At 49.8% G+C, this 11,808-nt stretch carries 11 protein-coding genes; 3 read left to right on the top strand and 8 right to left on the bottom strand.

Annotated features, from left to right (window positions below; all coding sequences use genetic code 11):
• The first annotated feature begins 302 nt into the window (after positions 1 to 302).
• Both BZG83_RS14150 and BZG83_RS14155 read left to right on the top strand, forming a co-directional pair.
• Positions 303 to 1,466 carry a DEAD/DEAH box helicase gene (locus tag BZG83_RS14150; RefSeq protein WP_077481467.1) on the top strand — a complete coding sequence of 388 codons (1,164 nt, stop codon included), beginning with the start codon at positions 303 to 305 and terminating at the stop codon, positions 1,464 to 1,466.
• Positions 1,467 to 1,822: 356 nt separating this feature from the next.
• Positions 1,823 to 3,667: a ricin-type beta-trefoil lectin domain protein gene (locus BZG83_RS14155; RefSeq protein ID WP_077481469.1), complete on the top strand. Its 1,845-nt coding sequence runs from the start codon at positions 1,823 to 1,825 to the stop codon at positions 3,665 to 3,667.
• 61 nt (positions 3,668 to 3,728) lie between these two features.
• Here BZG83_RS14155 and BZG83_RS14160 read toward each other — a convergent pair whose 3' ends face one another.
• Positions 3,729 to 4,355: a DsbA family protein gene (locus BZG83_RS14160; protein ID WP_077481471.1), complete on the bottom strand. Its 627-nt coding sequence runs from the start codon at positions 4,353 to 4,355 to the stop codon at positions 3,729 to 3,731.
• Positions 4,349 to 5,218, bottom strand: a complete 870-nt coding sequence (locus BZG83_RS14165) for an MBL fold metallo-hydrolase (RefSeq protein WP_077481473.1) — start codon at positions 5,216 to 5,218, stop codon at positions 4,349 to 4,351. The genes BZG83_RS14160 and BZG83_RS14165 overlap by 7 nt, the downstream gene beginning before the upstream one ends.
• A 175-nt stretch (positions 5,219 to 5,393) precedes the next feature.
• Here BZG83_RS14165 and BZG83_RS14170 point away from each other — a divergent pair, with 175 nt between their 5' ends.
• Complete coding sequence (locus tag BZG83_RS14170) at positions 5,394 to 6,296, top strand: LysR family transcriptional regulator (RefSeq protein WP_077481475.1); 903 nt, start codon at positions 5,394 to 5,396, stop codon at positions 6,294 to 6,296.
• A gap of 42 nt (positions 6,297 to 6,338) precedes the next feature.
• On the opposite strand, the gene BZG83_RS14175 is transcribed toward BZG83_RS14170, so the two are convergent.
• The 6 genes from BZG83_RS14175 to BZG83_RS16780 form a co-directional block, all read right to left on the bottom strand.
• Positions 6,339 to 6,818 carry a YaiI/YqxD family protein gene (locus BZG83_RS14175; protein WP_069587832.1) on the bottom strand — a complete coding sequence of 160 codons (480 nt, stop codon included), beginning with the start codon at positions 6,816 to 6,818 and terminating at the stop codon, positions 6,339 to 6,341.
• 64 nt (positions 6,819 to 6,882) lie between these two features.
• Positions 6,883 to 8,004, bottom strand: coding sequence for an alpha/beta hydrolase family protein (locus tag BZG83_RS14180; protein ID WP_077481477.1), 1,122 nt, complete (start codon positions 8,002 to 8,004; stop codon positions 6,883 to 6,885).
• Positions 8,005 to 8,031: 27 nt separating this feature from the next.
• The gene (locus tag BZG83_RS14185) at positions 8,032 to 8,790 is read right to left on the bottom strand and encodes a MipA/OmpV family protein (protein ID WP_077481479.1); all 759 of its coding nucleotides are present in this window, start codon (positions 8,788 to 8,790) and stop codon (positions 8,032 to 8,034) included.
• Positions 8,791 to 8,865: 75 nt separating this feature from the next.
• A complete protein-coding gene (locus BZG83_RS14190) occupies positions 8,866 to 10,155 on the bottom strand; it encodes a sensor histidine kinase (protein WP_077481481.1) in 1,290 nt (429 codons plus the stop codon).
• The gene (locus tag BZG83_RS14195; protein WP_077481483.1) at positions 10,152 to 10,826 is read right to left on the bottom strand and encodes a response regulator transcription factor; all 675 of its coding nucleotides are present in this window, start codon (positions 10,824 to 10,826) and stop codon (positions 10,152 to 10,154) included. Before BZG83_RS14195 ends, BZG83_RS14190 begins: the two co-directional genes overlap by 4 nt.
• A gap of 104 nt (positions 10,827 to 10,930) precedes the next feature.
• A partial coding sequence (locus tag BZG83_RS16780) for an ABC transporter substrate-binding protein (protein ID WP_077481485.1) occupies positions 10,931 to 11,808 on the bottom strand: 878 nt, incomplete at its 5' end.

Below are 11,808 nucleotides of genomic sequence, written 5' to 3' on the forward strand. Positions count from 1 at the left end.
TTCGCAAGCAGGTTGGTATTGGTCGGCAGCATAAAACTTCATCATGTCAGTGCTCGATATCCTTTTCGAAAACGCATCATACCGCGTAGGGCCAGCGTACTCTTTGTCGTGAACGTCTAGCCCTCTCGGGCTACGAAATTTTTAATATATTGATAAAGCGAGCTTTTGTCACCAAATCCACCAAGAAACTACCCGCCGACAGATTTTGCGTCGTGCTACTGTAAGGTTCGTGCTAGACTCCACGCCATTCAGTGTGTCTGTGCAGCAACGCGGACACACGCTTCTTGTTTGTTGAGTCTGTTATGCCATTTAAAAAACTGGGTTTAAGCGACCCACTTTGCCAAGCCATAGCCCAACGCGGCTTTACCACGCCAACATCTATTCAAGCCAAAGCGATTCCAATCATCCAACAAGGGCATGATCTGATTGCCGCGGCACAAACGGGCACCGGAAAAACCTCGAGTTTTATCTGGCCTATCATCGATAAATTATCTGCCGGTGAAGCAGGACGTAAAAAGCGCGCGCGCGCTCTCGTCATCGCTCCCACTCGTGAACTCGCCCTGCAAGTGGCTGAGAGCGCACGTCAAGACAGCCAGTTTACTGAGCTAAAGACCTTGGCGATGGTTGGCGGCATGGACGAGCAGGCACAAAAGCAAGCCTTGATCGACGGCGTCGATATTTTGGTCGCCACCCCGGGACGTCTACGGGATTTACTCAGCCAACGTGCCGTCTATTTAGATGAAGTGGAAGTGCTGGTTCTCGACGAAGCGGATCGCATGCTCGATATGGGCTTTATTGATGTGATTCAACATATCCTAGACCGATTGCCGGCAAGCACGCAGTGCTTACTATTTTCGGCCACGCTGTCTAATAAAGTGCGCGATCTAGCCAAAGCGACCATTGGCGATGAAGGCAAAGAAATCAGCATTGCCGCACGAGATGCCTCGAAAGACAACATTACTCAATGGTGTATTCCAGTCGATAAAGATAAGAAATCCGCACTACTTAGCCATTTAATTAAAGAGAATGGCTGGACGCAAGCGTTGATTTTTATCGAAACCAAACACGGCGCCGCCAAACTCGCCACCCAGTTGGAAAAACGGGGCATTGCCGCCGAAGCGTTTCACAGTGGACGCAGTCAAGCCGTGCGGACCCAATTGCTGGAAGACTTTAAAAACGGTGACATCCAATTTTTAATTGCCACCGGCGTCGCCGCGCGTGGCATTGATATTGAGTCGCTTGAGCGCGTGGTCAATTACGATCTGCCCTTCCCGGCCGACGAGTACGTCCACCGAATTGGCCGTACCGGTCGCGCCAGTGCTCAAGGCGAAGCGATTTCATTGGTCTCGAAAGATAACACCAAAAACTTACGCATGATTGAAGCACGTCTCGGGCATCCACTTGAACGTCACATTATCGAAGGCTTTGAGCCTAAAAAGCCAGTGCCGCAGACTGCACCAAGATAGAATCATAGAGTAGTTAACACCGCTATCCAAAACGCTCATATTACTGGGCGTTTTTTCTTTCACCTTAAATATGCAACCAATTTTATAATAAATAGCTTTTGCAATCGTTATCATTCGAGAGTATTAATAATAAAAACTAATCTAAATTAAATGACAATTTAATATTTAGACAAAACTATCCATAAAAAAACAAAAAGTTCGCCACTCATCTTTTCATGTTTACTATCACAATTTTCATATCTAAAAATAATAATACATTGATTTAATTAATCACTAAAACTAGTGTCCGCTCGCCGTTAAAAAATTATTCCACTCGGCAAACAAAACATAAAAACAAACAACGTAGAGTAATTATAATGAAAAGAATGATCACATTGTTAGCTATCGCTATACCATTGTCCGCTTCCGCGGATGATACACAAATAAATACCTTTATGACGGAGTTCCATCAAGACCCCCAAAAGGTCATGAACGCACTTCCCCCAAAAGATGGTGACGACTACCAAACCCCTGAAGCTAATGTTGTAGAGCGCTTTCGAGCAAGGATACGTGATGACATTATGGCGCGCGCAGCTGGCACACCGCCACCATTAGACCTTAATGATCGTATTGTCGAGCCCTTATCAAACATACGCTTATATAATGATAACCCCGCTCGCTTAGTTGACGCAGGAAATAATTTAATCCGTAATTTATCAGTATTAAGCCAGCAAGCACCGATTAGCAAAAAACTGACAACACAGCCATGGTCAGATACCTATTGGCCATTATATTCAGGTGCCGCGGCATGGCGCTATGCAGACCGAGAGCTTTCCGCCTCTAATTGGCAAAGTTATTATGACTTCTCTCATACTATAAAGCCTGTTAATACTTATCCTGCTCACCAACGTGATTTGCTGTCCCCCGCAGAAAAGTATGATTTATTAGTGGGTGACTCGAACTACACATTAACCAAGAAGTCGTGGGATTCAGGAAAAGGTTACTTCGAGTCACAAGGCCATGTAGAAAAGTGGATGGGACTTTGTCATGGCTGGGCTGCAGCCGCGTACATGCTGCCTCGCCCCAAACAATCTGTTTCTGTACCGGACGCGAATGGCGAGATATTAAAGTTCTATCCTTCAGATATTAAGGCATTAGGAACCTTACTGTGGGCGGAAGCGCCTTTTGACACCAAATTTATCGGTGGTCGCTGTAATATCAAAAATCCACAAAAAGATGAAAATGGCCGAATTATTGAGCCCGATTGTGTCGACAACAACCCAGGCAGTTGGCACTTAGCGGTGTTAAATCAAATCGGCATCACAGGGCGCAGTATGATCATGGACGCGACCTATGACTATCAAGTTTGGAACCAGCCGATTCTCGGGTACAAACTTACCTACTTTAACCCACAAACTCACCGCTCTTCGGATGATCCCAACAAGGTCAAGATACCACTGGCCCAATATAGTAAAGATAAGTTCACGAAATACCGTTCGAGAAGTACGCAGTCGATCGTCGGTGTGCAAATGGTGGTCGACTATATGGTTGAAACCAACCCTACTCACCGTGACAAGGATATCCCAACATTCGATGGCGTCTCTCGAGTCACTTACTACTACGACTTAGAGTTGGATAAACAAGGCGATATCATTGGCGGCGAGTGGTACCAGAACCGTCATCCTGATTTCTTGTGGACACCGACTCCCAATGCCATTGCTAAATCTTACTATGATGGACAAGGTTCATGGCGTATTGACCAGCCCGTCCCCACGAGCTGGCAGCGTCAGGCACCTCACGCATCACGTTACTCACAGCCTATGACCGCTATTGTTTCAACGCTCTTCGATGCATCGGCAGGCGCACAAACGCCCGCTATATCGTGGCAACAGCTGGTGACCCAAGACAACCATTGCCTCGACGTTGAGTCGAGCAGCAACCATCCCGGCGCAAACGTATTTGGCTGGCAATGTCATGGTGGTAGTAACCAGCAGTGGCAATTAACCCCTGAAGGAAAACTTATGAGTAAAGTGGCACCAGATTTATGCTTGGATCAGCAAGGTGTACAAATCAGCATGGAATCGTGCGCTGACACCCCGAGCCAAACATGGCGATTTGAAGGTGGGCAAATGAAAAATGCGCTAGATAATGCGTTGAAATGGAATGCAAATACATGGCGGGTTGAGGCTGATATCAAGGGCAGTCAGTGGGAATGGCGCTAGCCTCTAACCATCTTCCTTAAGTCACAAACGGCGAGCCTCATGCTCGCCGGTTTTGTTTGCTTTATGCCTGAGTCAGTGTTTGCCAGAGCGCCTGCCATGCATCTGGGCGGCGATAGTATTGGCTCACTGTTATGGCTTGCCATTGGCCGTTTTGCTCCATCAGCATGGATGGAAAACCGCGTAAGCCATGCGCTGCCATCAATTGACGGGTTTGATTCACCGCGGGCATCACATCATTTTTGGCGCGATTCATCGCCTGTTGCCAAGCCCCTGCCTCTATCCCCATCTCACTGGCAAGCTCTGCGAGCGTGTCAGCTTCATAGACGGAGCGACCTTGCTGATAATGGCCACGCTGGATGCGTTTCAGCATCTCTGCACCCTGACCATCAAGCTGCTGAGCAGCGAGGATGGCTTGCGCGGTCATAAAGGAGTCCAAAATTACCGGCTGGTCGCTTGCCACGCGGTCAAGATAGGCTTGACCAAATGCCTGTCCGGTTTGATCGGCAATGGTCTGATCTGCCGCCAAGATGTGTTGACGAAAGCTGTCTTCAATCGGCGCACGCTCTCGCATACCACCTGGATGAAGCTGCAAGTTAATCTCAGGGGTGTTGCTCAAGCTTTCAATCAAGGTGGCGGCGCCAAAGCACCAGCCACACATTGGGTCAAAAATATAGTGGACGTTTACCATTCCATCTCTCCCATATGTACTTTGGCACCAATTTCCAAAGCCATCGGCAAACCCGCTTTCGGATATTTCGCTTGCATGGTTTTAATCAGCTCAGCACTGTCTTTGCTGTTTGCTTTCGCCTCGGCAAAGTCTTGCAAATACTGCTGGGCAAAAGTAATGGTGTCAGCGTTCAGTGCCGTGCCCGCGGTCATGTGTCCTGGGATCACCACGTTAGGCTTCAGTGCTGCCATTTCTTCTAGTTGTGCAGCCCAACCTTCACGTGCTTGGTCAGATTGTGCGTCYGCCATCCAAAGGTGAACATTGCCATACACAGCGACGTTACCCAGGATCGCCTTGTTGGCTGGGATCCAAAGATACGGACGATGCGCCAGCTCGCCTTTCGCGCCGCGAATTTCAATTTTACGGCCATCCAGTGTCAATGATGAACGGGTATAGGCAGCAGGCACTACAGGGTTTTGCGGGGCATTGTCACCCATTTTTGGGGCCCAAAATGCCATTTTTCCATCCAGTTTTTCTGCAATGGTGGCGCGCACTGCCGGTGTGGTGATCACTTTTGCGTCAGGGAACATGCCGTGCAGCACTTCCGCGCCAAAATAGTAATCTGGGTCTGCTTGGCTAATAAAGATAGTGGTCAGCTCTTTCCCAGAGTCCAGCACTTTGGCGGCAATACGTAGCGCGTCTGCTTTAGTAAAGCCCGTATCAACCACCATGGCTTCGGTTTCGCCATACACCAAGGTTGAGTTTACGTGGAAGCTATTACCATCCGCGTTATATACGTCCAAGTTCAAGGGTTCAGCATTATTTGCTGCCATTGCGCTGCCGGTCAGTAATAAAGAGGCGGCTAGGGTTTTTATCAATTTCATCGTCGTGCTCCGTTGTTTGCATTCGGTGTTGAGATGCAGTGCAGTTTACGGGCTCGACTTGTTCGGATATATAGCTAATAATTTGCATCATTGTTTCATATTTCGATCATATTGATGCGTCGTCGCCATGCATCACACGATCGATATTGTTTATAGCCAACCTCGGAGCACACTCATGGATAAACTTACTGCGGCAAGAGTCATGGTGGATGTCGCCCTAACGCAAAGTTTTACCGCCACTGCCGAGCGGCTCGAGATGTCGCGCCCGATGGTGACTCGTCATGTCGAAGCGCTGGAAGACTGGTTAGGCGTGCGCTTATTACAACGCACCACGCGCAAGGTTTCATTAACTTCCGCTGGCGAGCAAAGCTTGCCGCAACTGGAACAATGGGTTGAACAAGCCAATGCCCTGACACAGCAATGGCAACAAGACGCGGGCTTGACCGGAAAAGTGCGGGTGGCCACCAGTATGTCGTTTGGTTTCGCGCAACTGATCCCCGCGGTAAAGCCCTTTATGGCCGCTCACCCCGGGGTCGATGTAGATATTGAAGTGCAAGACAAGGCGGTCGATTTGATTGCGGAACGGATTGATATAGCCATCCGCATTGCATCCAACCCCGACCCTTCCCTTATTGGTCGTCCGATCGCCGCGTGTGATTCCGTCTTAGTCGCGGCACCGGATTATTTGGCGGCCCATGCACCGATCCGCTCCCCGGAAGATCTCACCGCGCATAGCTGTCTCAGTTATAAGCAATTTGATCGACCGATTTGGCATTTAGACAAAGACGAGGAGCACGCCGCGGTTGAAGTGCAAGGTAAGCTCTCAGCTAACGAGGCGACTACTTTACTCAGTGCTGCCATTCAGGGCATGGGCGTGAGCATGCAGCCGGTGTACCTGGCTCATAGTGCCATTGCGCGAGGTCAGTTGGAGGTCGTGCTCCCCGATTGGCAACCTAAGGCAATGGATATCTACGCCTTGTATCCGTCACGTCGCAACCAGCCACCAGCGGTGCGTGCGCTGCTGGATGCGCTGATTGCCCACTTCGCCAATCGCGAGTGGGCACCGGTTGCTATTTAGTCAGCAGAAAAAATTGAGTGATGAGAGGATAAGCGCGCAGGCTTAATCAGACGATTTTGCTCGCGCAGCATGATAACGCTGGGCTTTAACCAGCCATTTATCAAGCTGATTGGCAAAGGCTTGTTTTTGCTGCGGACCAAGCGGAGCAGGCCCGCCGGTGTGCACGCCGCTACTGCGCATGGTTTCCATAAAATCACGGATATTAAGCCGGGCGCGGATGTTTTCTTTGGTCAGCAATTCGCCGCGGGTGTTAATCACCGTTACACCCTTTTCAATCACTTCATCCGCAAGCGGAATGTCTTGGGTGATCACCAAATCGCCCGCCTCTGCCTCGGCAACAATTTGGTTGTCCGCCACATCAAAGCCCTTTTCTACCTGACGTGAACTGGCGTAAGGCGACGGCGGTAAACGAATAAACTGGTTGGCAATAAAGGTGGCTTGAATGTGCGTTCGGTGTGCCGCGCGCACTATCATCTCGCGCATCGCGACCGGACAAGCGTCCGCGTCTACCCATATTTGCATTCTGGTTCTCTTAGCGTTAGCGTCAATGCCTGCATTAAACCCCAATTCACCGCAAATTGAAACGTTACCCCTGTGTTGTATCCGCGTTTAGTACTGGCTTTACATCGCTTAGCTGCTCAGGCGCGCAGATATTAGTCTGTGTTGGCCGCCCGCTCTCAAACTGCGCTAGCCAAGACGTTAAGCATGGCATCACGCCATCTGCAAACGCTGCCTCCCCTTGCCACCAAATCCGTGCCAGCGTTAACCAGCGGTGACGCTCACTGTGTGCATTGGCGATGTTGTCGGTGCGCAGTAGGCTGTGGTCGGCCTGTTCAAACACACGCACGTGATAAAACGGCAGCGGCGCGTTAGCAAGCAGCTGGTGATACGTAGAAGCGGTTTTATCTGAGTCGACATAAGCATCCCGCGCACCAAACAACGCTAACGTGGGCACGTCGAGATCGATTAAATCAGCAGTCACATCCGAGGCCCAATTACGTTGTACAAATTGCCAAAAAGCCTCGCTYATTGGGGCGTTGTCATCCTGTTTTACGTGGTTTAGGTACTGTTGATACGACGCGCCGGACTGGATCAAGGCATCCACTGTCGCCTCGGCAGCTTGCTCTTCCGCAATAGCGGATTCACTGTATCCGGCGGCTAATCGCCGTTGACGTCCAGAATACTCGGATTGCGCCATCCAGTTGACTGCTCCACCGACACTGATCAGAAAATCGATGTTTTCGACTTGGTGCGCCACCTTCGGCATCACCCAACCGGCTTGGCTAAAGCCCATCAAACCCAGTTTGCCATCCTTTAGCCCCAAGGTTTGGCGCAAATAGCGAATCGCCGCCGCGACTTCATCGGCCCGATCTTGCATCGATTGCGACCGCCAATCCCCGCTTGAATCCCCCACGCCCGGCTTATCCCAAGACAACGCACACCACCCATTCGCCGCTAACACTCGCCAGAGTGGGAGGTAATAACCAAACGCATCGGTCGGCACGTCACCAGAGCCATGCACAAACACCACACACTGATGCAGTGTTTCATTACCTTCAGGTAAAATTAATTCACCTGCGAGCTGATTATCGCCGGCGTTAAAGTGAATGGATTGACGCGTCAGCCCCGCGTTTGGGTCATCCATGACTATGACCACAAACGTGCCTATTAGCACCAGCGCTATCAAACCTCGCTTTAGCCACTTCATCCCCTTTCTCCTTCCACCCCATTACCGCTAAAAGGTGTATAAATAGCCGGTATTGAACGCCCTCAAATCGTCTCTATCAACAATCGGGCTGTCTGACACTTCATCGCCATAGTGGCGATAGCTCACCCCCAACAAAAGATGATGCGCGCGGCCAAGCCTGTAATAGAGATTGAGGTCGGATTGAAGCATGCAGGTTTGATCAGGTTGATAAGTGGGTCGGCCAGCTTTGGCGTCTTGGGCTGACACACCGACATAATAACGACTCACCGCGCGACCCACACAAGTCAGTGACACTTGAGGCTCAAGCACCCACGGGCCTTGTTCCATCGGCGCGCCATAGCGGCCCACCACCGCGCCACTGTTATGATTATCCGATATATCATGATGGTAGCCGAGCTCAAAATAGCCCACCGACGTTATCCAGCCAGTGGTTAGATTAGCGGTATACACCTTATCGAGACTTTTCATATCTTTGAGGGTTTTGCTGTCACCGCGGGCGTGATCGCCAAACACATCGTCGCCCACGCCCGCCGACACATACCAGCTGTCGCCCTCGGCGAGATACACACCTAGGGTATCGTTGCGATAAAAAATCCCCTCCCATTGCGCCTCAACCACCAGCTCAATGTCTTGGTCATCTTCACCACCGAGATATATCGACGGCTCCGTATAGCCGACCAGGCCGACGGTCAGATAATTATCCGCGGACATACTGTCGGTTTGCGCATGCCCGGCCAAGGGCACCAAGGTCAAAACGAAACAGATAAGTGTGACAAATGGATTCACCGGCGATTCTCCATAATGGCGAAATAGTAACTGAAAGTTCGCCCTTATCTTGAAACAACCGGCATTAAGAAAACCTTAAGACTCTCCCGTCATTTTGTGCGCGGCTTCCCAATTGATAACCGCCCTCGCCATCTGAGCGTCGCACTGAAATTCAAAATGCCAGTTGAGCTGTCCGGCAATGCGCTCAACAAGCTGGAGACCTAGGCCAAATCCGATCTGATTCTCATCCACGTCTGAATCAATAGGGTTAGCAATCGAAAACTGCCCGTTGGTGATCTTAATCTCAATCGCGCCGGGCGCACTGTAGGTGAGCGCATTGCGAATCAGGTTGGTACTCGCAATACGAAACAATTCCCTCTCAATAGAAATAGGATCACTGTGATTATCGATATGGACAGTCACTGGCTTATGCGCTGCAAGATACGCCAGCTCATCCACCAAGGTTGCGCAAAGCGAGCCAAGGTCGACCTTTGATTGGCGAACCTTATCTGGATGTTGCCGTGCCAACCAAAGCAGTGATTCAGACAGTGCCATCATATTGGCGTTGGCACGCGAGGCACGCTGCAAGGCTGGATAACTGGCATCCTTGTCATCGATGCGCAGTGACAGAGTATCCAAGGATGCCTGCATAATCGCCAAGGGCGTACGCAGTTCATGGCTGGCATGCTTTAAGAACTGCTGCTCCCGTTGGTTATGTTCACGCACCTGTTGCAGCGAGGCCATCAAGTGATCGGCGATTTGGTTAACTTCTCTTACCGAAAAGCGCACATCGATGGCTTGGTCAGGATGTGTTTTTACCTGCGCCGACCATGCCACCAACTCTTTGAGTGGCTTCAATGCATTGTTAAACAACAGCCCAATCACGGTGACAAGCACCAGCATAAAAGCGGCAATTAACACGCTGGCATCGGCCAACGAGCGCTCGACAATCATGGCAGCTAATGCCTCGATTTTTTCTGCTGCTTCAAACTCGACCAGGTATAGCCCTTGCGATAGGTGCTGATCGGAGTACAACAAATAACCATACTCACGCGCGCCACTGTCATTGATGCGCTGAATTTCAATTGGATCATCGGGCTGTATCGGCTCTGAGGAAAACAAATCACGCACCGATGTCGGGATAGCCTGCCAATCTCGATACGCACTGACAGTGTCACTTTGGGGCAATGGATAGTTAGGATCGGCGGCCAGCTTCTGCTCTAGCTTGATAGCATCGAGCCGCATGTAGTTTTTGCCTGCCTGACTGATTTGGTAAAAACTAAACACAGTGACAAGCGCCAACAGCCCAATAAAGATCGCCAACGCCATCAACAAAAGCTGGCGACGCGATTGTGCCGCAAGGCTTCGAACAGGACTTTGGCTCATACTGGCGCGGCCTCAGAAAGAGACAAACCAATGCCGACATGGGTGTGGATCAGCGTTTTTGCAAAGGGCTTATCAACCACTTTACGCAAATGGTGAAGGTGCACGTTAATGGTTCCTTGGCGCACATCATCGCTGGCCCAAATCGCCTCCTCAATATCGCTTTTGGACACCACAGTGGGTGAGCGGCGCGCGAGTAGCAACAGAATGTTCCAACCGGTAGGGGTCAGCTTAAGCGGCGTATCACCGCGTGACGCGATATGCTCTTTGGGATAAATCGTCAGATCAGCAATGGTAATACACTCTCGCACCGGTTGATGACGCCGATGCAAGGCCTGTAAACGTGCGAGTAACAAGGGCATGGTGCAAGGTTTGACCACATAATCATCCACGCCGGCGCGAAAGCCCTCAAGCTGGTCGGCGTCCGCGCCGCACGCGGTCAGCATTAACACCGGGGTATCGATACCCTGCTCACGCAGCTCACGACAAACCGCCATACCCTGAACGTTGGGCAGCATATTGTCGAGTATCACACAATCAAACGTCTGCTGGCTGGCAAGCTGGATCCCCGTTTCGCCGTTATAGGCAAAATCACAGTCGATATTATGCAGCTCTAAATATTCTGACATCGCTAAGCTGAGGTCGTGGTCATCTTCAATGATGAGTATTTTCATGTTAGGTGGTGAGCCATTAACGGATAAACACTTTTATCATCCTAGTTAATCGCGTACCAATTCTCACCACCTTATTGATTTTTCGCGGACAAGATTAGTCTATGCTACTCACCCAACAGGCAATGCTCAGGTACCTCCATTCCCCAACGAGCAAACTCAGACAGGCTACAAACGTGTTTACCCTGTCCGCCATACACTAACGGTAAGTAGAGCGCTGACTCGCCAGCAATGATACGATTAACATAGCTAACTGCTCGCATCCCTTGCTCTGGACCAGAGACCACCAAACCACCCGCAGCTCGCCCCTTTCCGACGGTAAAGTCCCAAAATCCAAACAGAGGTTTAGGAGCATTTAGATTCGTCCATTGCATCACTTCTTTTTCGGAAACGGGCTGATTGTTATCTTTAACCCTTTGGTAGAGTCCTAAAAAGATCGCATCATAGCTGCTTGAAGATAAAACTTCTTCCTTCCAACCTGAAAATGTATCGTGATGAACAATGTCTAATATAATCTTCCCATGAAAATGCTTGCAAGACTCTCTTAAGTCTTTTTCAATAATCTTAGCGGTCGCCCCTCCATCCAACATCACTTTAACTAAGAAAGACTCTTTACCAATCACATGAGACATTTCAATTATATTTCTAACCAGAAGCGGGCGTTCTAATACACCAGTCACTCTTGCTAAGCCCGTATGATCCGAGAGTGCTTTTCGTGGATTTTTATTCACTCCCATAAAAACAATTGATATGTCTTGGTCTTGAAGCAATGGCATCATATAATCAAATGCATTGTCATCACTTAAAATGACAATGAGCGGCTTCACTTCATGATAAAATTCGAGTGCTWTCTGGGCTTGCTGAGCGTACAGACCCTCGTCGATACGTTTGGTATCAAGCTCAAATTGGTAAAGATTCGCTTTACTATCTAGTTGATTTTTTATCACAGCAGCAAAGCTGTTATCCCACTCATTTTCTTTATGAT

It is taken from the genome of Salinivibrio sp. PR919 (assembly GCF_001995355.1).
GTDB classification, from domain to species: domain Bacteria; phylum Pseudomonadota; class Gammaproteobacteria; order Enterobacterales; family Vibrionaceae; genus Salinivibrio; species Salinivibrio proteolyticus.

Coding starts and splice junctions, on each gene's coding strand:
- BZG83_RS14160 (WP_077481471.1), bottom strand. CDS start 4,355: ATGGTAAACGTCCACTATATTTTTGACCCAATGTGTGGCTGGTGCTTT.
- BZG83_RS14150 (WP_077481467.1), top strand. CDS start 303: ATGCCATTTAAAAAACTGGGTTTAAGCGACCCACTTTGCCAAGCCATA.
- BZG83_RS14190 (WP_077481481.1), bottom strand. CDS start 10,155: ATGAGCCAAAGTCCTGTTCGAAGCCTTGCGGCACAATCGCGTCGCCAG.
- BZG83_RS14175 (WP_069587832.1), bottom strand. CDS start 6,818: ATGCAAATATGGGTAGACGCGGACGCTTGTCCGGTCGCGATGCGCGAG.
- BZG83_RS14195 (WP_077481483.1), bottom strand. CDS start 10,826: ATGAAAATACTCATCATTGAAGATGACCACGACCTCAGCTTAGCGATG.
- BZG83_RS14155 (WP_077481469.1), top strand. CDS start 1,823: ATGAAAAGAATGATCACATTGTTAGCTATCGCTATACCATTGTCCGCT.
- BZG83_RS14170 (WP_077481475.1), top strand. CDS start 5,394: ATGGATAAACTTACTGCGGCAAGAGTCATGGTGGATGTCGCCCTAACG.